Source organism: Aquabacterium sp., from assembly GCF_004297345.1.
Taxonomy (GTDB): Bacteria; Pseudomonadota; Gammaproteobacteria; order Burkholderiales; family Burkholderiaceae_C; genus Aquabacterium.
On sequence record NZ_SCTN01000531.1, the window covers coordinates 1 to 20104 of the forward strand.

15 protein-coding genes and 1 pseudogene are annotated in these 20104 nt (G+C 62.3%); 9 read left to right on the forward strand and 7 right to left on the reverse strand.

Translation table 11 applies throughout. From position 1 onward, the window contains the following. From EPO09_RS20555 to EPO09_RS20565, 3 genes and pseudogenes are all read left to right on the forward strand, one after another. Positions 1-1501: pseudogene (locus EPO09_RS20555) on the forward strand (alpha-2-macroglobulin); the annotation flags it as partial. A 41-nt stretch (positions 1502-1542) separates the two neighbouring features. Beyond that, positions 1543-3738, forward strand: a complete 2196-nt coding sequence (pbpC, locus tag EPO09_RS20560; RefSeq protein ID WP_290646175.1) for a penicillin-binding protein 1C — start codon at positions 1543-1545, stop codon at positions 3736-3738. Between the two features lie 66 nt (positions 3739-3804). After that, positions 3805-5499: a hypothetical protein gene (locus EPO09_RS20565; RefSeq protein ID WP_290646177.1), complete on the forward strand. Its 1695-nt coding sequence runs from the start codon at positions 3805-3807 to the stop codon at positions 5497-5499. 22 nt (positions 5500-5521) lie between these two features. On the opposite strand, the gene EPO09_RS20570 is transcribed toward EPO09_RS20565, so the two are convergent. Continuing rightward, entirely contained in the window at positions 5522-7282 is a 1761-nt protein-coding gene (locus EPO09_RS20570) for a S8 family peptidase (protein ID WP_290646179.1), read from the reverse strand. Between the two features lie 280 nt (positions 7283-7562). Between EPO09_RS20570 and EPO09_RS20575 the strand changes: the two genes are divergently transcribed. Continuing rightward, a complete protein-coding gene (locus EPO09_RS20575) occupies positions 7563-7916 on the forward strand; it encodes an HPF/RaiA family ribosome-associated protein (protein ID WP_290646181.1) in 354 nt (117 codons plus the stop codon). Here EPO09_RS20575 and EPO09_RS20580 read toward each other — a convergent pair. Beyond that, on the reverse strand, positions 7913-9319 hold the full coding sequence (locus EPO09_RS20580; protein WP_290646183.1) for a cytochrome P450: 1407 nt from the start codon (positions 9317-9319) through the stop codon (positions 7913-7915). The two genes, EPO09_RS20575 and EPO09_RS20580, sit on opposite strands and share 4 nt — an antisense overlap. Positions 9320-9486: 167 nt before the next feature. Between EPO09_RS20580 and EPO09_RS20585 the strand changes: the two genes are divergently transcribed. After that, positions 9487-10374 (forward strand): AraC family transcriptional regulator, encoded by an 888-nt coding sequence (locus EPO09_RS20585; RefSeq protein ID WP_290646185.1) that lies wholly within the window; start codon positions 9487-9489, stop codon positions 10372-10374. A gap of 73 nt (positions 10375-10447) precedes the next feature. On the opposite strand, the gene EPO09_RS20590 is transcribed toward EPO09_RS20585, so the two are convergent. From EPO09_RS20590 to EPO09_RS20610, 5 genes are all read right to left on the reverse strand, one after another. Beyond that, the gene (locus tag EPO09_RS20590) at positions 10448-10837 is read right to left on the reverse strand and encodes a hypothetical protein (RefSeq protein ID WP_290646187.1); all 390 of its coding nucleotides are present in this window, start codon (positions 10835-10837) and stop codon (positions 10448-10450) included. Further along, positions 10838-13897, reverse strand: a complete 3060-nt coding sequence (locus EPO09_RS20595; RefSeq protein WP_290646189.1) for a serine/threonine-protein kinase — start codon at positions 13895-13897, stop codon at positions 10838-10840. A gap of 24 nt (positions 13898-13921) precedes the next feature. After that, positions 13922-14485: an ECF-type sigma factor gene (locus EPO09_RS20600; RefSeq protein ID WP_290646191.1), complete on the reverse strand. Its 564-nt coding sequence runs from the start codon at positions 14483-14485 to the stop codon at positions 13922-13924. A gap of 149 nt (positions 14486-14634) precedes the next feature. Beyond that, entirely contained in the window at positions 14635-15498 is an 864-nt protein-coding gene (locus EPO09_RS20605; protein ID WP_290646193.1) for a hypothetical protein, read from the reverse strand. A gap of 166 nt (positions 15499-15664) precedes the next feature. Further along, entirely contained in the window at positions 15665-16321 is a 657-nt protein-coding gene (locus EPO09_RS20610; RefSeq protein WP_290646195.1) for a WHG domain-containing protein, read from the reverse strand. A gap of 145 nt (positions 16322-16466) precedes the next feature. On the opposite strand from EPO09_RS20610, the gene EPO09_RS20615 reads away from it, so the two are divergent. The 4 genes from EPO09_RS20615 to EPO09_RS20630 are packed head-to-tail and all read left to right on the forward strand — an operon-like array spanning position 16467 to position 20062. Beyond that, the gene (locus tag EPO09_RS20615) at positions 16467-16838 is read left to right on the forward strand and encodes a c-type cytochrome (protein ID WP_290646197.1); all 372 of its coding nucleotides are present in this window, start codon (positions 16467-16469) and stop codon (positions 16836-16838) included. A 5-nt stretch (positions 16839-16843) separates the two neighbouring features. Continuing rightward, a complete protein-coding gene (locus EPO09_RS20620; protein ID WP_290646199.1) occupies positions 16844-18274 on the forward strand; it encodes a D-arabinono-1,4-lactone oxidase in 1431 nt (476 codons plus the stop codon). Between the two features lie 17 nt (positions 18275-18291). Continuing rightward, positions 18292-19572, forward strand: coding sequence for an alanine racemase (locus tag EPO09_RS20625; RefSeq protein WP_290646201.1), 1281 nt, complete (start codon positions 18292-18294; stop codon positions 19570-19572). Between the two features lie 55 nt (positions 19573-19627). Beyond that, the gene (locus tag EPO09_RS20630) at positions 19628-20062 is read left to right on the forward strand and encodes a DUF2147 domain-containing protein (RefSeq protein WP_290646202.1); all 435 of its coding nucleotides are present in this window, start codon (positions 19628-19630) and stop codon (positions 20060-20062) included. Positions 20063-20104: the final 42 nt, after the last annotated feature.

The window sequence follows — 20104 nt, forward strand, 5'->3', positions numbered from 1 at the left end:
GGGCTTCAAGCCCAAGCTGGCCGATGGCCTGCCCGGTGTGCGCGACTACTTCAGCCGCTACCCGTGGACTTGCCTGGAGCAACGTACCTCGGTGGCCATCGGCCTGCGTGACACGGGCTACTGGCAATCGATCGCCAGCCAGATCCCGCTGTACCTGGATGAAGACGGCCTGGCCAACTACTTCCCACCTGATGCGAGTTGGCACAACACAGGCAGCGATTCGCTCACGGCTTATCTGCTGTCCATCACCGATGAGGCCAGCAAACTGGGCTACGACTTCCACATCCCGCCAGACACACGCGACAAGATGGAGCGCGGCCTGATCGCCTTTGTCGAAGGCCGCACCAAGCGCGATTTCTGGATGCCCGCCTTCCTCAAGAACGGCGATCTGGATGTGCGCAAGCTGGCCGCGCTGGAAGCCCTCAGCCGCACTGGCCGCATGCAGCCCCGCATGCTGGGTTCGATCCAGATCCTGCCCAACCAGTGGCCCACCGGCGCCGTGATCGACTGGCTGATGGTGCTCGATCGCGTGAAGGACATCCCCGATCGCGACAAGCGCATCAACGAGGCTGATCAGATCCTGCGTGCACGCCTGAATGTGCAGGGTACCCGCCTGGGCTTCTCGACCGAGCGCGACGACAGTTGGTGGTGGTTGATGAGCAATGGCGACGTCAACAGCGTGCGCATGATCCTGGGCGCGCTGGACAAACCCACGTGGACGACCGACATGCCCCGCCTGGTGACCGGCACGCTGCAACGCCAGCAGTTCGGGCGCTGGTCCACCACCGTGGCCAATGCCTGGGGCACCGTGGCCATCGAGGCCTTCTCACGCAAGTTCGAAAAAGACCCGGTCAGCGGCACCTCGCGTGTGGGCTTCGAGCCTGGCGGCAATGCGCAGTCGCTGAACTGGTCAGCGCAAAGCACGGGCGGCACGCTGGCACTGGGCTGGCCCGCCGGCTTCGCCGTGGGCGGCAACAAGGCCTCGACCGCCGTGAAGGTCACGCATGAAGGCACAGGCAAGCCCTGGGTCACTTTCACCAGCAAGGCCGCCGTGCCCGTGGTCACGCCCTTCGGCTCCGGCTACCGCATCAGCAAGACCATCACACCGATCGAGCAGAAGGTGAAAGGCCAATACAGCCGCGGCGATGTGCTGCGCGTGCATCTGGACATCGATGTGCAGGCCGATGCCACCTGGGTGGTGCTCAACGATCCGGTGCCCGGTGGCGCCACCATCCTGGGCAGCGGCCTGGGCCGCGACAGCCAGATGGACACCAACTCCGAGAAGGAAGACGACCGCGGCTGGCTGGCCTACAAGGAGCGCAGCTTCGAGGCCTACCGCGTGTACTACCGCTACCTGCCCAAGGGCTCGTTCAACATCGAATACACGGTGCGCCTGAACAACCCCGGGCAGTTCGGCCTGCCGCAAACGCGGATGGAAGCGATGTACGCGCCCGAGATGTTCGGCGAATCGCCCAACGCGGCGGTGGTGGTCAAGCCTTGAGCCTGATGCGTGTCTTGGGCTTCTTGAGCGTCAACAGGCTCATGCCCATCAGCGTCACCTTGGCGCTGATGGGCACCTGCACGGCCACCCAAGCTCTGCCCAGCTTCGATCAAGTCAAGACGGCCTACCGGTCCTCCGACACCATGCTGCTGGACCGACAGGGCCAGCCCCTGCAAGCCATCCGCACCGACAAGACGGCCTTGCGCGGTGACTGGGCCACGCTGCCGCAGGTGTCGCCTGCCTTGCGCACGGCCTTGCTGCTGTCGGAAGACAAACGCTTTTACGAACACACCGGCGTGGACTGGCAAGCCGTGGGCGCGGCCGCCTGGGGCAATCTGTGGAACAGCCGCACGCGTGGTGCCTCCACCGTGACGATGCAGCTGGCCGGCTTGCTCGATCAGGATCTGGCCATGCCGCAAGGAGGCCAGCAAAGCCGTTCCGTGGTGGCCAAGATCGGGCAGGCCTCGACCGCCTGGCGGCTGGAACACAACTGGCGCAAGGACCAGATCCTGGAGGCCTACCTCAACCTCGTGGGCTTTCGCGGTGAAGTGGTGGGCATCTCGGCCTTGTCGGCGCGACTGTTCCACAAATACCCCAGCGGGCTGGATGCCGAAGAAGCCGCCATCGCCGCTGCCTTGATCCGCTCACCCAATGCCCCGGCTGCCCGTGTGGCCGACCGCGCTTGCAGCGTCTTGCAGGAGCAAAACCTCAAGCCCGATTGCAAGACCCTGGCCACCTACACGGCACAGGTATTGGCCAGCAAGCGCAACGAACGGCTCAATGCCGACGATCAACTGGCCCCCCATCTGGGCCAGCGCCTGCTCGCTGCCTGGCCCCCCACCACGCCACACCCTGCCAGCATCACCACCACACTGGACGCCCGCTTGCAACGCTTCGCCCGCGACACCTTGCGCCAGCACCTGCGCGAGCTGCGTGATCGCCATGTCGAAGACGGCGCCGTGATCGTGCTGGACAACGCCACTGGCGAGGTGCTGGCCTGGGTCGGATCCAGCGGGGAGCTATCGCAAGCCGCCGATGTGGACGGCGTGATGGCGCCACGACAAGCAGGCTCCACGCTCAAGCCCTTTCTGTACGAGATCGCGATCGAGCAACGCTGGCTGACGGCGGCCTCCATCCTGGACGATTCACCCGTTGGCTTGAGCACCAGCAGCGGCTTGTACATCCCGCAAAACTACGATCACGCGTTCAAAGGGCCAGTGTCTTTGCGCACGGCCTTGGGCTCATCCTTGAACGTACCTGCGGTGCGCACGCTCGTGATGGTCACACCAGAGCGTTTTGCGCAACGGCTCACCGCGCTGGGCCTGCCGCTCAAGCACAACGGCGATTTCTACGGCTACAGCCTGGCGCTGGGCTCCGCCGAAGTCACGCTGGCCTCGCTCAGCAATGCTTACCGTGCATTGGCCAATGGCGGGGTGTATGCGCCCTGGCGTGCGCAAACGGTTGACCAGAACGCGGCTCCGCGCACCACAGCCGCCACGTCGCCAAGCGCTGCGCTCATGAACCCCGCAGCCACCTACATCGTGGCCGACATCCTCTCTGACCGCGAAGCCCGCGTGCCCACCTTCGGCCTGAGCAACGCACTGGCTGCCCGTTACTGGGCCGCTGTGAAAACGGGCACCAGCAAGGACATGCGCGACAACTGGTGCGTCGGCTTTTCCAAGCGCTTCACGGTAGGCGTGTGGGTGGGCAACGCGAATGGGGATCCCATGTGGGATGTCTCCGGCACCACGGGTGCCGCCCCGGTCTGGCGCGCCGTGATGGACGAACTGCACAAGCGCCATCCTGATCAACTGGCCCATGTACCGTCAGCGCCGCCGGCTGGTCTGCTGCAACAGGCGGTGCGTTTCGAACGCCAGCTGGAGCCGCCTCGCAGCGAATGGTTCATGGCAGGCACCGAGCAAAGCGACATCCACCTGGCCAGCCAGATGGGCGCCTCGCGCAGCATGATCCTCGCGCCGGCTGATCGCACCATCTTCGCGCTGGATCCAGACATCCCGATCAGGGCTCAGAAGATCAGCTTCTCATTGGTATCCGGCGTCTCGCCCAAATGGTCATGGCGGCTGGATGGCAAACGCCTGGGCCCCGCCACCCACATGCAATGGGCGATGTGGCCCGGCCCTCATGTGCTGGAGCTGGTCGATGCCGCCAACAAGGTCATGGAGACCGTTCACTTTGAAGTCAGAGGAGCCCAGGTCAAGCGCAAGCCCTCGCACTGAATCTCACCACCGCGACAACCAACAGCCAACGTAGCTGCTGGTCTCATCAAACAGGAGGATCCCGATATGACCCAAACCACTCGCTCACCGCGAGCACGCACGGCGCTGGCCGTCTTGACCCTGGCCAGCATTCAGATGCTGAACGCCACGCCCGCCCATGCTGAGGGCGGCACCCTGGAAGCCCTCGCAGGCGTCTACTCCCACGTCGCCCTGTCAGAGCGCGTGGTGAAGTACTGCGCCGATCAGGCCATCCCCGAGCTGGCACAGGTCCAGCGTGCCCATCAAAGCTGGCGGCAACGCGTTCAAGCCGACAAGGTCAACCGGCAGTTTGAAAGCGCGCTGCCCGAAGCCTCCTTGCAATCGCTGAAGGCCAAAACAGAAGGCGTCGTTGAACAGCTCCGCAAAATGGGCTCGCCTTCCCAAGCCTGCCAGGCCTTCGCTCAATCCTGGCAAGGCGAGAGCATGGACATGCGCCAGAAGTACCCACTGGCCTACCAAGCCAATGGCGATGTGGCTTCCTTGCGCGATGCGGTTCCCAGCACACAGGCCGGCAAACAGCGCAACGACGATGAGGACACCCCGCGCAAGCCCAAACAACCCGCTCGCCCGGAAGGCACGGTCTACAGCGTCGCGCAACTGGAAGCCTTGAACAAACAATGGTGGGGCAACAAGACGGACGGCGGGGCGGCTCGACAACGCGCCGTGGCGATGGGCCGCATCTACGTCAAAGGCACCGTGGCCAAATGGCAAAGCGGCAGCTACTACCTCACGTCCGACGATGGCACCTTCGCGGCCCGCAATACCGCCTGGGCCGGCATCGACCTCGGCCACATGCTGGGCAAGGAGGTGGTGATGGGCGGCACCTTGGACGAAACCCCCAACAACAATCTCCGGTTCAGAGACACGGAACTGGTTCAGGATCCCTCCGGCCTGCAAGCGTCCACCTTGCCCAGTGACATCGGCCTGTATCGCAAGCAGGTCGATCCCTCGCGCATTCGCACCGCGCCCAACAAAGGCCTGCAAGCCCGCGACATCGTGGCCGTGCTGGATCACGGCTACAACCAGTTGGGCTTCGGCTCCGGCCTGGAGTTTGTGGAAGACATCTACATCCTGATGAAGGATGGCATGGCCTACACCCGCACCGATGTGCCTCCTGCAGACCTGGATGTGCAAGCCTCACGCAAGCTGGAACCGCAATACTGGGTTCGCTGGGAAGCGACAGGCAAAGACAAGTACCGCGTTCTCAAGCAGGATGACCGAGGGCGTTTTGCCAAGGAGTGGACGCCCATCGGCGGCATCTCCGTGCGGCCATGGCGCCCGCAAGAGACCTTGAATGACAGCTTCTCCACACGTCATTTCTATGGCTCGATGGTGGTGGGTGGCACATCCACGATGAACTCGGTGAGCTTCAAGCCGGACGGTCGCTTTGAGACTGTCGGCAGCAGCCTGTCCACCACCGGCATGCTGCAAAACCTCAATGGCTTCAACAGCAGCGCCTCGTCCATCAGCGACAGCAAAGGCACCCGCTCAGCATCGGGCAGCAACTTCCAGGGCGCAGATGGCGGCAGCGTAGGCGCTTACAGCAAAGGTGGCAAGGATGACGGGGCGGACAACCGAGGCAACTACCGTTTTGACGGCTACACGCTGGAACTGCGCTTTGACAACGGACGCGTGTCACGCATCATGAGTTTCGCCTGGGACGACAAGCTGGACCATGTCTACTTTCAGGGGGAAAGCCACAGTTCCAGCAAGCGCCAATAAGGTATCGCCAACCGAACGTGCTTTACTTGAGCAACAGCGAATAGGTGGCGTTCGCGCCCCCCGTGTACAACACCCGTACGTACATGATGGTGTCGCTGCCCGAACTGTTCGTGGCACTCACCATGTCAACAAGGCCAACGCCGTTCTTGCTTGAAGCCAACAAGCTCACACTGGCGTTGTACAGATAAAGATCAAAGTTGGATGTGCTGCCTGGCGTCATCGTGGCAGTCAGGGTCTTGCCTGCAGGCACAGTCACCTTGAACAGATCTGCGTCGGGGGAACCGTTCGCTGCGCCGATGATCTGTATCGGCAAGTTGGTGATGGCCTGAGCGGTGGACAAGCCGTTGTTGGGTTCCACCTCCGCGATGACTGGCACCCCAGCGGCAAACCCTACAGCCGACGCCGCATCCACGATACCCGCGCCACACGACGAACACGTAACCGGGAAGGGCCGAGCACTGGCTTTCAACCTGGCAGCCAGCTCATCAGGCGTCAAGCTTGGGTTCTTCGACAGCATCAAGGCGGCTACACCACTGATATGCGGCGTGGCCATCGAGGTACCCATGTAGCTGGCATACCCATCCGATACGGGTGAGGTCAGCCCGGTATCCACTGTCGACAAGATACCGTCACCGCCATCACCACCTGGCGCGGCAATCGACACCACCGAACCATAGTTCGAATAGGATGCCTTAGCACCATTGCGACCAATCGCCGCGACCGTGATCACACCTGTGCAACTGGCCGGGCTTGATTGAGCCGCATCCGTGTTTTCGTTGCCTGCCGCCACCACAACCACCGCACCACGCCCACGCACGGCATTGATGGCGTTTTGCATGGTGCTGTCGCATGCGCCCACGCCTCCCAGTGAGATGTTGATCACCTTGGCTGGCTTGGCATTGGCAGGTACCCGGCTGACCGAGCCGCCCGCCGCCCACACCATGCCATCGACCACATCTGAGGTATAGCCACCGCAACGCCCCACGGCACGCACAGGCAGGATCTTCGCGCCATAAGCAATGCCCGCGATACCTGCGCCATTATTGGCTACCGCAGCAATCGTGCCGGCCACATGCGTGCCATGCCAGGTGCTGTTTTGGGCCGCAGAGCCGCTTGCACAAAAGCCGGCCACCACACCATCGCCCGGATCACTGGCATCGCTGTCGCGCCCATTGCCGTCATTCGAAACCTTGGTATCGACAATGAAGTCATAACCGCTCAAAAGATTGGCTGCCAGATCGGCATGCGGCCTGACACCGGTATCGACCACGGCCACCACCACACCAGCACCAGTGGATTTGTCCCATGCCGTTGGCGCATTGATCCCGCCCACCGGATCAAACAGATCCCATTGAGAGCTGAAATAGGTGTCGGTCGGCGTCATCGTCGGGTAAAGCAGGCGATCCGGCTCGGCGTAGTCGATGCCTGCATCGCCGTTCTGCAACTCCCTGGCCAGCACCCGCACGCGGTCAATCGGCAGAAACTGACTGAGGCGGAGCACATCGGCACCAAGGCCTGTACGACGAACGTGACTGAGCTGAACGCCTTGACGGTTCCCCGCCACTCGAGCGCGATCCAGTTGCGTGGCGGTGGGCGCAGACGCGGGATCGGCGTCCTTGTACCTGACGATGATGCGGTCGGTCTGCCACTGCGGTGGCACCGTGTTCAGCGCCTTGGGCTCGATCCTGAGAGCTGTTGACGTCTGGGCTTGAGTCGGCGCTAAAACCGACAGGCCAGCCAAGGCCAGGACCATCACCAATCCGGAAGGCTGAATACCGCGCATAGGAGCCCTTACTGCTGAGTGCCGATAAAAGGGATCCCGCGTTCAGCAGCTCCCATACACCGAAGGCCAGATTGTGCGGAGCCGACCGTGACACGGTGGTAAGGAATCGTGTCCAAACCCATGAACGATGGGCCGGAAAAACCCGCAAGGGCATCTGCAAAGCCAGATTCTGGCGCCATTGGCAGGCAAGCAACGCCCGCACGAAACCCGAGCCAGATCAAATGCTGGCACCCGAGTTGGGGTCTACACTGAACTGACCACTTTCCATAACGAGAAGCACATGCAAGTTCTGCTGCAAACCGATACCCATGTTGACGGCCGCCAAGGCATGGCCGAACACCTCGAAACCGTGGTCAAGGAAGCGCTGCATCGCTTTGGCGATCACGTCACCCGTGTGGAAGCGCACGTCACGGACGCAGCCCACCACAACAAGCCCAATCCGGATGACATTCACTGCACGCTGGAAGCCCGCCTGACCGGCCTGGAGCCCGTGGTGGTCAAGGAAGCCGCGCCCAATGCGCATCAGGCCATCCAAGGTGCGGTGGTCAAGCTCAAGCGCGCTGTAGCAGCCACGCTTGAAAAGCACGACACGCGCCGTCACCCACGCCCTGAGGCAGACGACACGGCTGACTAAGCCATTGACGAACGCCGGCGCATGCGCAGCTTCAATGTCTGCGCCGGCCTCAATGTGAGATTGAGCTGCGCCACCGGTTCGGGCTGGCCCGGCTCCCTGGTCAGCTCGTAACGCTGCAGCAGCATCGCGGCAACCAGCGTCATCTCCGTCATGGCGAAATGCTGGCCGATGCACACACGCGGCCCCAATCCGAAGGGCATCCAGGCGCTGCGCGGCAAGGCTGGTGCGTCCGGCATGAAGCGTTCAGGCCTGAACACATCAGGCTGCGGGAAGCTGCGCGCATCGTTGTGCAGCACCCATGGCGACACGATGACCAGACTACGTGCCGGGATCATCCATTCACCTGCCTGAATATCCTTCATCGCCCTGCGGGTCAACAAGCCGGCTGCAGGCGGATACAGCCTGAGCGTTTCCTTGATCGTGGCGCTCAGATAGGGCAAGTTCGGCACATCCTCCGCCTGCGGTGCGCGTGAACCCACCACACGTGACACCTCCTCGTAGGCCAGCGCCGCTTGCTGCGGATGCTCGGCCATCAGCCACGCCCACCATTGCAGCGCCTTGGCTGACGTGTCAAAGCCCGCCAGGAAGATCACCTTGCATTGGGCGCGCAGTTCGGCCTCACTGAGCCGGCCACCACCTTCTTCATCGTGCGCGGCCAGCAGCATGGCCAGCACATCGTCCTGTGGCGCCTGATCGGGCGGCATCTGGCGGCGTGCAGCAATGTGGCTGTCAATCACCTCGTCAAACAGGCGCATGGCGTGGCGCTTGGCGGCCTTGCCCGGCAACGGCCAGTTGTCAGGCAAGGTCATGGGCACCATCAGTTCCCGCATGGCGATCTCGTTGAGCGCATGCGAGGCCGCCGTCACCGCCCGGGCCGTATCGCCCAGATCATCGCTGAACAGGGTGCGGCAGATCACATCCATGGTCACGCGAGAGGTCAGCTCGTCCATGTTGACCAATGCAGATGCATCCGGCTCATCAGGCACCAGGCGATCCAGCAAGGGCCCTGCGGCATCCACCATCAGCCGCGCATAGCCGGCCACCCGCCTGGGCGAGAACGCCGGCATCAACAAACGGTGCAGGCGTTGCCAATCATCCCCTTCGACCATCATCACGCTGGGGCCGTGCACACGGCTGAATACCTCGATGGCACGCTCCTGGCGAATCAGGCTGGCAGCGTTGTCCACCATCACGGCACGCACCAGTTCAGGCGAGTTCAAGAGGCACACCTTTTCCCAATACATCTGCACGAAGACGATGTCGCCGTACTCGCGGTGCATCTGGCGCGTGTAGCCCAGGAAGTCCTTGGAGATGGCCTGCATGTGTGCGGCACCAAACCAGGGGCTGGGTGGACCGGGCAGGCGAGGGGCCACATCGGGCGCGTTGAGATGATGTTGGGTCATGAGGGCGGATGCTAGTGAGGCCATGGGCAACTGTCTTGAACGAAATCGACATCGGTGGCGCACTCTGGCCACGCCCATCGATCCAGCCAGCGCGCTGTCTATACTGCCCGCAAGCTTCGCGACTCATCACCCCCATGCCCGCGCTTGAACGGCACCTCACTCCCAGCATGGATACAGCGCGCCTGTATCTGCCTCGCCCATCGCTGGCCCATTGCCTGCGCGGCACCCTGGTACGCGATACCCGCGGCGTGATGCTGGCTGATTCGCAGCGCTTCAACTTCTTCCCGGCGTCGCCCTATTGCGGCATCACCTGGTTCCTGGAGGGGGAATCACTGGAGCTGCCAGGCGGCACGCGGGGCTATGCCGCAGGCGCTCGCCAGGCTTACCCCTCACGCATCCTGTTCAGTGGCCCGTTCTCGCAGCCCTACGTGAGCTGGAGCACAGGGCCTTTGTACTGCTTCATGCTGGGCTGGATGCCGCATGCCGCACAGGCCTTGCTCGGTGTGGACCCTGGCGCCTACGCCAACCGTGTGGTGGCCGCCGAAGAGGTGCTCAGCCCCGAATGGATGGACTGGTGCCATCGCGTGCGGGATGCGGTGGACGATCAGGCACGCATCCAGCTTATCGAAAGCACGCTGGAACCCCAGTGGCACGCAGCCCGACCTGACGAGAGCGTGCCAGGCAGCCAGTTGGTGGAAGACTGGACTCAACACCTGGCCGTGCGTGCAGCCAACTCAGGCTTGGGCCGCAGCCTGCGGCAGATGGAGCGACGCATCAAGCAGTGGACGGGCATGCCCTTGCGGGAACTCAAAGGCCTGGGCAAGCTGGAGCGCGCTTTTTTCGAAACCCTGGTGGCCATGGAGACCGGCACGGACAAGTGGTCTGACGTGGCGGAAGAGGCCGGTTATGCCGATCAATCGCATCTGTGCAGACAAACACGGCGCCTGACCGGCTTTGCACCTGATGACCTGCGGCGGCGCATTGCCGAAGATGAGGGCTTCTGGGCTTATCGGGTCTGGGGGTTTCAGGAGAGGGTGGACGCGACCGAGCGCTGAGCAAGAAAAAACCGCCCGAAGGCGGTTTGGATTGCTTGGACGACCTGGTGGACCAGGCTCGTCAATCACCCAATCAAGGCTGTGCGGCTTTGGCCTTGATGGCACCAGCGGCTTCAAGGCCTTCTTTCTTTGGCTTAGGTGGAACCACGGGCGTTCCAGAAGGATATTGGTTATCACCTGCGCGACCAACAACAGAACCAGCTGTAGTCGCTGGCTTGTTCGTGGCGACGCCAGGCTTTAGCACCACGGCACTCGCAGCAGTTGCCACACCGGAAGCTACCTTATTGCTCACAACAGCGCCAGTTGCTTCTGCTGCATACGAACTTGTGGACGCCAAGGCAGCAACAAAGACCACCGACGCCACCCGCATCACCACAGTTGATTTCATGTTCACTCCAACGATGAGATAGTAGAAGGTTGCACTGTACAAGAGCAAAATTAAAGATAAAAGGTTACGAACCATCTACCCCCTAACTTCGCTTCCCAAAAGCTTGCGCAACTCATAGGTTGGCTGTTTGAAATGGTCAGACAACATGGGCTGCATTTTGTAAGCACGTTCGGCCAACTCCAGTTGAGCGCGAGCTCCCGATATATCACCCAAGTGCGCCAGCGTTAGACCATAACGTGCGCGCGTCATTGCCAGATAGGGGTTGTACGCATAGCCATGCTGCAACAAGCGAATGGCCGTTGTGAAATACGGTTGCGCGGCTTTGTACTCCCCAAGCCCCAATTTGATTCGCCCCATCTGGTCATTGAGCTGGTATAGCGATAACAAATATTGCTCATTTCGAGGCTTGCGCATCATCGTTTGCCACGCTGGTTCAATCGCATCCGCCGCGTCCTTATATCGGCCGAGCGCGATGTAAGTTGCAACGTCGCCGCCCCCATCAGCAAAGGCCCTGGAGCCACTTTGATGGAGAAACGTCTTCGCGCTCTCGATCTGCCCCTCCAGCAAATAGCTGGACATGATCATGTCATCTAACCTATGGATGAGGGGATGATCCTTTCCAAAGCGTGGCAACAATCTGTTCTTGGACTCATTCAGTCGTTGCCTTGCCTTTTCATGTTGCCCAGAATCGTCAAGGTACCAGGCCATGACCAGGTCCACCTCACCACCATCCGCCAAGCTTTCGCCTAATCGGGATCTCAACGCCGCGGCCTTATCCAAGGATGGCCCAGCCTCCTCCAGTCGGCCATCCATGAGCGCTTCTGTTCCTAAAATGAAATACGCGTCGAAAAGCCAACGTGGGTCCGCTCTGTCAGCCGCATGCAAGATGACATCACTGGCATGCGAGATGAATTTCCGCCCTTCCCCTGGTGATCGTACGAACACGCGCAAACGCCCGAGCTGAAGTTCGATTAGCGCCGCGTTTATATGGTCAGGCCCCAATGCATTCGACATGGTCTGAAGCGCCATCGTCAGCTCGCGGTCTGCCTGCTCCAAACGCATCACGCCCGCCAAACTCATACCCAAAGAGTAACGTTCATTTGCTAGCCGCACAGAGCTCTCACCCCACAGCTGTGCACGAATGGACATGGCCTCCTCATATAGCGCAAACGACTTATCTAAGTCGTTGCGTTGACTCAGAACGTCTCCCATCGCAACGAGTGCTTCCGCAGTTTGTGCGCTCTTAGGCGCATGCTGCCTTAACGCACGCAAGGCCGGTTCGATGAGTCTCTCGGCATCATTGATCTCGCGCGCGAGAACATACATTTGACCTCGCGCGACTTGAAGCCCAAAGCAAGTGGTAGCTGGCTGCATGCCTGCAGATGCACAAGTTGCCAAGCCTTTTTCAAGTGATTGGCGGGCCTCTGCCGTATCCCCCCGCGCATCCTGGCTGTCCGCCAGCTCTCGCAAGGCCTGCACCTGCTCCGCCACAGGCGCACCCATGGCCTCCAGCTGCGCCACACGCTGCTTGCGCAAGGCAATCGCCTCATCCGTGATGGCCAGGTTGTGCAGCAAGCCCCCAACCACGCCTTGCAGCTCCACGCGCACCTGGGGCTGGTCTTTCAGCTGCGTGCCCAATGCCCGCGCGCTGTTGACCAGCAACTGCTCCACCGTTTGCTGGCGCTTGCGCAAGGCATCGGGTTGTTCCACATCGCCGTTTTCGAACAAGCCGACGAGGAAGTCCTTGATGGCGTTGGCCTTGGCCGCTTCCTGCCGGGCCTCTTTGGCTTGCCATAGCGCCACACCCAGGCCCACGCTGAGTGCAGCCACCACGGCGCCCACGGCGCTCAGGGCCCAGGCATGGCGTTGCACGTATTTGCGGGTGCGGTACCAGCGGCTGTCGGGCTGGGCCGCAATGGGCTCTTTGGCCAGGTGGTGCTGGATATCCTGCGCGAAGGCTTCGGCCGTGGCGTAGCGGCGTGCCGTCTGCTTTTGCAGCGCAGTCAGCACGATCACATCCAGATCACCTTTGAGCAACTGGTGCAGGCGTCGTGGCCCCATGCGGAAGTGCTCGGCAAGGTCGCTGAGCGTGACGGCCGTGGGGTGGTGCGTCTGCACATCAGCGTCCAGCCAGACTTGGCTGGGGCGGCGCGGATCGGTCGCGAGGATGGCTTCTTCCAGTGCCCCGCGTGTACCGCGTGGCAGGCGGTAAGGGCGCTGGCCGGTGAGCAACTCGAACAAGATCACGCCGAGCGCATACACGTCGCTGGCCGTGGTCAGGGGCTGGCCGGCGATCTGCTCGGGCGCGGCGTAATCCGGCGTGAGCACGTGGCCGTTGTGCTGCGTCAGTTCGGTAGAGGGCGCAATCTGGCCGGTCTCGCTATCGCGGATCAGCTTGGCGATGCCGAAGTCCAGCAGCTTGACCTCGCCTTGCTCGTTGACCAGGATGTTGCTGGGCTTGAGATCGCGGTGCAGCACCAGTTTGGTATGCGCGTACTGCACGGCGCTGAGCACCTGCAGGAAGAGGTTCAGGCGCTCGAAGATGTTGAGTTGGTGGGCATCGCAATAGGCGGGCAGGGGCTGCCCTTCGATGTATTCCAGCGCCATGAAAGGCAGGCCCTGGGGCGTGGTGCCCACGTCGTAGAGGCGGGCGATGTGGCGGTGTTCCAGGCTGGCCAGGATGTCGCGCTCGCGGCGCAGGCGCTCGGCCAGCAGGGCCTGGCCTGGGCCGGCGTGCGGCATCTTCAGCGCCACGTGGCGGCGGATCTGGCCATCATCGCGCTCGGCCAACCAGACCACGCTCATGCCACCCTGGCCCAAGGGTCTGATCAGGCGATAAGGGCCCAGCATGTCGCCGGCAAACAGGCCGGATTGGCTGCCTGCGCCATCGCCTTGTTCGGCCCCACCCGAAGCGGATGCCGATGCTGCGCTCGCAGGCGCCAGCTTGGGCAGCTCCGCCATGAAGTCGCCGCCTTCCAGCTCCTGGCGTTCGGCCAACAACTGACGCAGGGCCTGGGCCGTGTCTTCGTCCAGGTTGTGCTGCTGCAACCAGGCTTCACGCTGCTCAGGCTGCAGGTCAAGGGCCTCGTCCAGCAAGGGCATGAGCCGCGCCCACAGGGCCATGGGGATCTTCATGGCGCAGTCCTCATGGTGCCGGGATCAGGCTTTGAGCGCAGAAAACAGGAAGCTGCGTGCGCGCTCCCAGTCGCGCTCCACGGTGCGGGTGCTCACGGCCAGCACTTCGGCGATTTCGGCATTGTCCAGGCCGATGAAGTAGCGCATCTCCACCACCTTGACCAGGCGTGGGTCGATGGCACCCAGGGCTTCCAGCGCTTCGTGGATGTGCAGCACTTCATCTTCGCCATTGGGCATGCCGGAGGCCACGGCCGTGTCCAGTGTCACGAAGGCCATGTCGCCACCGCGGCGCTGGGCTTGTTGCTCGCGGGCCAGGTCCACCACCACGGAGCGCATCACCTTGGCGGCGTACGATAGGAAGTGCGCGCGGTCATTGAGCGAGAGTTCTTCCAGCTTGAGCAGACGCAGGTAACACTCGTGCACCAGCGAAGTGGTGTCCAGCATCACGCGTTCGTCGGTCTTGCGCATGCGGGCCGACGCAATACGGCGCAGCTCGGGGTACAGCAGATCGAACAGACGGTTGAGCGCGTCGGCCTGCCCCTCTTGAGCGGCCGCCAGCAACAGCGTGACTTCTCCTACCTTGCCCATGCAAACCACCCCACAAACGGCAACAGCCACCGAACCGGATGGCGCAGTGGCATTGTAGGGAGCTTACGCCGCGGCCCTGTCAGCAGGTGTGATCAAGGCAACGGCGTATCCCTAAGGGTAGGCCTCCAACGAGGCTTGTTTGTGGCGGATCAACCCATGCCGGCGATGCTGGTCTTGATCTTGGTGAGCTGGTCGATGTGCTGGCTTACCGCGGCGACAGCCGCCTTTCGTGTTGCCGCATCCAGGCCGGCCAGCAGGCGTGGGCTGAGGTGCTCGTACAGTTCGCCGTTCTGATTGGCCACGATCTCGTTGACGATCTGCGCCACCAGTTGCGGCCATTCGATCTTCGGGATCTTGGGGAACTGGATGGTGCCGATTTCCTTGCTGCTCGTCGTCGTCACCTTCTTGAAAATGGCCAGGGCCATGGCGCTGTTGGCCTTGGGCACCGTGAGCGTGTTGCCCACAGGCGAGAAGCCGCCGCTGTACACAAAGATGCGGTCAAACACGGCGTGCGTGCTGGTCGTCGTGATGATGATCGAGTGGCTGGTGGCGCTGGTCGAGATGCTCATCTTGGCGTACTCGGGCAGCTCCTGGTGCACGGTGGCGACCACATTGGGCGTGGCGATGGTGTCGGTGTTGATCCAACTGTCGTTGGGCGTGGGCTGAGAGAAATCCACGAAGTGCGTGGCCTGCGCAAAGCCGGTGTCAGGGCCGGTCGGGTCCACCACGAAGGGGATGAAGCCTACGCCGTGCGGGCCCGGCGGATTGACGCCCTCTTTGCTGTACCAGGACTGGATGGTGGCCTTGTCGATGCCCGGTACGCTGGCGTTAGCCAGAAAGAAGTTGCCAGACTCAAAGCTGAAGATCAGATCCCACACGCCGCTGTTGGGATCGGCCAGCTTGGCCGCGATCGGCGCGGGCTGGTTCTCGGCAATGATGTCGACCTCGTGGCCGGGGACTTTGAGGTTGTTGCTGCCGAATTGCAGCGCTTGCATGGCGTAAGAGATGGGCATGTTGCGACTCCATTGGTGACGGGTGCAACGGCCCTGGCGATCACGCCAGCTTGTAGATATCCGTTGCCCTCACCATGGAATACGCAAGCTGATTGGTCAATCCGCCACGCTTGGCGTCGGCTCACCCTTCAGGGGGTGACACGTCAGCAAGAAAGCGCCGCCGAGATCAGGCCGCCTTGAACTGCTGCAGCAAACCAGCCAGCAGCACCTCGATCATCAACTCAACATGGCGATCGCCCGGCACCTCAGGCATCCAGGTGTCATCGGGGCCCATCACCAGATGGCGCGACGTCAAACCATGAATGCCTTCCCAGAAGATCTGGGTCATCAAGTCAATATCGACATCGGTCTGGCTGACCATGCCTGTTTGCGCCAGATCCGCCCACAGGCTGCGGCCAAAGGCATAGGGATCTTCGGTGGGATCGCCATGTTGCACACGGGCCGATTCATTGGGCGCATGCGGGCGCTGCTGCATGAACACGAAGGCGTATTCAGCCGGATGCGAGATGCCGAAGTGGATGTAGGCGCGGGCCATGCCGCGGATGCGGTCCAGCGGCGTCTTGTGCTCGTTGGCGGCCGTGCTCATCACCTTGGTGAGCTCGAGCAGGTCTTCATCCATGGCCTGCGTGATCAGCATGGCCTTGTCTTCAAACAGGGAGTAGACAACGGTGGTGGAGTAACCGGCCAGCTCGGCCACCTTGCGCAGCGACACATCGCCCAGCCCACCCTTGCGGATGAGCTTGCGCACGATCTTGATGATGGCTTTGCGGCGCTGCTCTGCTTCGCGTGCCTTGCGTGTTTCTTTGGCGGAAGTGGTGGCCACGAACCGGCTCTCCTGGTCTGATCCTGTGCCTGTATTACCTCGCGTTTTACGGCGCTTGATGGACAGGGTTTGTCTGGATAACTCTCTGATTGGGCACAGCATATTCTGATAACACTGTATTTTTTTCATGCGCCGTTTCTTTTTCATGACGTCGATCAAACACGCATTGCTCTCCTTGGCCTGGATCCCGGCGCTGATGCTGGCGGCCTGCCATGCCTCCCCCCCTCGTGAGCCCAATGACCAGGAGGTGGCGCGCGCCGAGACCCTGCGCCCCGCCGACACCCAACTGGCCGCCAAGTACGAACGCGCATGCCAGGCCTGCCATGGCGTGCGCAGTGCAGCACCACTGGTTGGCTTCGAACCAGCCTGGTCGCCTCGTCTGGCCAAAGGTGCCGACGTGCTGCTTCAACACGCCCGCGATGGTTTCAACGGCATGCCCGCCAAAGGCCTGTGCAGCGATTGCTCCGACGACGACCTGCGCGGCCTGATCTCCTTCATGAGCCAGTCTTCCAAATGAGTTCCATGCATCCCGAAAGCCAACCCACCTTCGAAACCGTCCTGCCGCGCCGCCAGTTCATCGCGCGGGGCGCTGCTGCCACCTTGGGTGGCCTCATGCTGGACGCCGGCTTGCTGGATCTGGCCCAGGCCGCGTCGCCCGCCAGCACCACTGGCGCCACAGGCGGCCTGCAATGGCACAACTGGTCAGGCGCGCAACAAGCACACCCCACCGCCTTGCCCACCCCCGCAACCGAGGCCGAACTGCAGGCGCTGATGACATCCGCACAAGGCGAGGTGCGCGCCTTCGGCTCCGGCCACTCGTTCACGGCGCTGGTGCCTACTTCGGGCAGCATCGTTTCGCTGGATCGCATGTCCGGCGTGATCGCAGTTGACCGCACGGCCATGACGGCCACCATCCATGCCGGCACACGCCTGGGTGTGCTGTCTCGCGCGCTGGATGCCCAAGGCCTGGCCTTGCGCAACCTGCCCGATGTGGATGTGCAGACCATTGCGGGCGCCATCTCCACCGGTACGCACGGCACGGGCATCGCCCTGCCTGCGCTGCACGACGACATCGTCGGCATGCGCATCGTCACGCCCGGTGGCAAGGTGGTAGAGCTGCATGAAGACAAGGACCGCGAGCAAATGGCCGCTGCGCGCGTCTCGCTGGGCAGCCTGGGCGTGATCTCGCAAGTCACCATGCGCGTGCTGCCTGCCTACAACCTGCATCGCAAGGTCTGGCTGCGCCCGATTGAAGACCTGCTCAAGCAGGCGCCCCAACTGGCCCAGCAGCATCGCAACTTCGAGATGTACTACCTGCCTTTCACGGGCTATGGCGCAGCCATCTCGCACGACATCTACGCAGGCAACGACCTGATGTTGCCCAAGCCCAGCGACGACGCCGTGATGGCCGATCTGCGCACCCTGCGCGACTGGCTGGGTCGCTTCCCGCAACTGCGCCAATGGGCGGCCCAGAAGTTCATCGATCCCAATATGACCGACGAGGCTCGCCACCGCGCCTATCGCCTGCTGTCATCAGTACGTCCGATGAAGTTCAATGAATCGGAATGGCATGTGCCGCGCGAGCAAGGCATCGCCTGCCTGCGCCAGATCATCGGCGCCATCGAGAAGCACAACGAAGCTTTCTTCCCCATCGAGTTCCGCTTCATCAAGGGCGACGATGCCTGGCTGAGCCCCTTCCATGGTCGCGACAGCTGCTCCATCGCCGTGCACGCCTCGGCCGATGAGCCTTACGACTACCTGATCAAGGATTGCGCCCCCATCTACCGCGCCAACAAGGGCCGCCCGCATTGGGGCAAGCTGCACGAGATGGGCTTTGCCGAACTCTCGGCCATGTACCCGCGCTGGAACGACTTCCAGACCGTGCGCAAACAGTTTGATCCGCAAGGCCGCATGCTCAATGCGCACCTGCGCAAGCTCTTCGTCAAAGCCTGAGAGAGAGGACCCACACCATGCCTCTTCTGAGCAGACGCGGTTTCATCGGCGCCACGGGCATCGCGGCCGTAGCCGGCGCCATCACCTTGCGCCCCACAGACAAAGGCGCCCCCTACGACAGCTACTTCAGCACGCTCAACCAGGCGCTGAAAGCCGCCGGCATTGCCACGCCCACCATGGTCATCGACCGTGAACGCCTGCATGCCAATGCGGGCCACGTGAAAGCCCATGTGCAAGGCAAACTGCAACTGCGTCTGGTCAACAAGTCGCTGCCCTGCCTGCCTTTGCTCGATGAAATCGCCAGGCTGGCCGACACACCACGCCAGATGGTGTTCAACCTGCCTTATCTGCAACTGCTCACGCAGCAACGCCTGCAAAGCCAGATTCTGCTGGGCAAGCCCATGCCAGCCGCAGCGGCTGCGCGCTTCTATGCGGCCCCTCCTACCTCCGGCTTTGACGCCAGCCGCCAACTGCAATGGCTGATCGACACACCCGATCGCTTGAAGCAATACCGCGATCTCGCGCGTGGCCTCAAGCAAACCATGCGCGTCAACATCGAGATCGATGTGGGCCTGCATCGCGGCGGCGTGCCGGATCTGGATGTGATGAAGCAGATGGTGCAGTTGCTCCAGGAAGAGCCGCTGCTGCAATGGTCCGGCCTGATGGGCTATGACGCCCACACCGAGAAGATCCCCGAAGTGGCCGGCCTGCGCGACAAGGCCCGCGCACATTCGAAGCAAACCTACCAGCGCTTTGCCGATTTCATGCACGCCAGTCCCTTGAAGAAGGAACGCGAAACACTCACGCTCAATACCGGTGGCTCCCCCAGCTTCAAGCTGCACGATGGCAGCGGCTCGGCCAATGAAGTGGCTGTGGGTTCGGCCATGGTCAAGCCCACCGATTTCGACACGCCCTTGTTGACCGACCTGGCGCCTGCCGCCTTCATCGCCACACCGCTGCTCAAGACCGGTCCTTTTGTGGCACCCGATGGCGTGGAAGAACTGAGCGCCGCAGCCGGCTGGTGGGATCCCAACCAGCGCCAGGCCCATTTCATTTACGGCGGCCATTGGCTGGCCCGTCCCGAATCACCCGCAGGCCTGAGCCCCAGTGGCTTGATCGGCCCTTCGTCCAACCAGCAGATCCTGCTGGGCTCGGGCAAGCAGGCCCTGCTTCCTGACGATTTCGTGTTCCTCAGGCCCACGCAGAGCGAGGCCGTCTTGCAGCAGTTTGGCGACATCGCCGTGTACGAGAACGGCCGCATCACCGAGATGTGGCCCGTGTTCCCGGCACAGGCCTGATCGCCTGAATCCAAGGCGCGGCCCAAACCGCGCCGCACCGTTGTGGAGTGTATTGATGATGAAGCGTTTGCCCATCGTCGGCCTTGTCACGGCCGTCGCTTTCTGTCTGACCGGCAACCTGGCCCAAGCCGCCAGCCCCAACGATGCCAAAGGCCTCTGGCTCAGTGGCGACAAGGGTGCCGTGATCGAGTTCAAGGATTGCGCCGATACCGCGGGTGCCCTGTGCGCCACGGTCGTGTGGGACAAGGACGCCGGCACGCCTCTGGACACCTGCGGCCTCCTGATCGCCAAGCTCAAAAAATACGACGACGAAGCCTGGCGCGACGGCTGGGTGCATGACCCGCGCACCAAGAAGAACTACAAGGCCGCCGTGCGCGTGAACAAGGACACCCTCTCGCTGCGCGCCTTCATCGGCGCCGAGATCCTGGGCGAAACCGAAGAGATGAGCCGCGTGGCCTCGCTGCCAGGTGCCGCTTGCAAATCGCATTGAGATCGATCAATTCATAACGGAGACAAACCATGAAGTTCCCAG

What these genes read in the sequence shown, in the direction of transcription:
- pbpC (WP_290646175.1), top strand. Translation starts at nt 1,543, where the DNA reads ATGCCCATCAGCGTCACCTTGGCGCTGATGGGCACCTGCACGGCCACC.
- EPO09_RS20565 (WP_290646177.1), top strand. Translation starts at nt 3,805, where the DNA reads ATGACCCAAACCACTCGCTCACCGCGAGCACGCACGGCGCTGGCCGTC.
- EPO09_RS20570 (WP_290646179.1), bottom strand. Translation starts at nt 7,282, where the DNA reads ATGCGCGGTATTCAGCCTTCCGGATTGGTGATGGTCCTGGCCTTGGCT.
- EPO09_RS20575 (WP_290646181.1), top strand. Translation starts at nt 7,563, where the DNA reads ATGCAAGTTCTGCTGCAAACCGATACCCATGTTGACGGCCGCCAAGGC.
- EPO09_RS20580 (WP_290646183.1), bottom strand. Translation starts at nt 9,319, where the DNA reads ATGACCCAACATCATCTCAACGCGCCCGATGTGGCCCCTCGCCTGCCC.
- EPO09_RS20585 (WP_290646185.1), top strand. Translation starts at nt 9,487, where the DNA reads ATGGATACAGCGCGCCTGTATCTGCCTCGCCCATCGCTGGCCCATTGC.
- EPO09_RS20590 (WP_290646187.1), bottom strand. Translation starts at nt 10,837, where the DNA reads ATGGTTCGTAACCTTTTATCTTTAATTTTGCTCTTGTACAGTGCAACC.
- EPO09_RS20595 (WP_290646189.1), bottom strand. Translation starts at nt 13,897, where the DNA reads ATGAAGATCCCCATGGCCCTGTGGGCGCGGCTCATGCCCTTGCTGGAC.
- EPO09_RS20600 (WP_290646191.1), bottom strand. Translation starts at nt 14,485, where the DNA reads ATGGGCAAGGTAGGAGAAGTCACGCTGTTGCTGGCGGCCGCTCAAGAG.
- EPO09_RS20605 (WP_290646193.1), bottom strand. Translation starts at nt 15,498, where the DNA reads ATGCCCATCTCTTACGCCATGCAAGCGCTGCAATTCGGCAGCAACAAC.
- EPO09_RS20615 (WP_290646197.1), top strand. Translation starts at nt 16,467, where the DNA reads ATGACGTCGATCAAACACGCATTGCTCTCCTTGGCCTGGATCCCGGCG.
- EPO09_RS20620 (WP_290646199.1), top strand. Translation starts at nt 16,844, where the DNA reads ATGCATCCCGAAAGCCAACCCACCTTCGAAACCGTCCTGCCGCGCCGC.
- EPO09_RS20625 (WP_290646201.1), top strand. Translation starts at nt 18,292, where the DNA reads ATGCCTCTTCTGAGCAGACGCGGTTTCATCGGCGCCACGGGCATCGCG.
- EPO09_RS20630 (WP_290646202.1), top strand. Translation starts at nt 19,628, where the DNA reads ATGATGAAGCGTTTGCCCATCGTCGGCCTTGTCACGGCCGTCGCTTTC.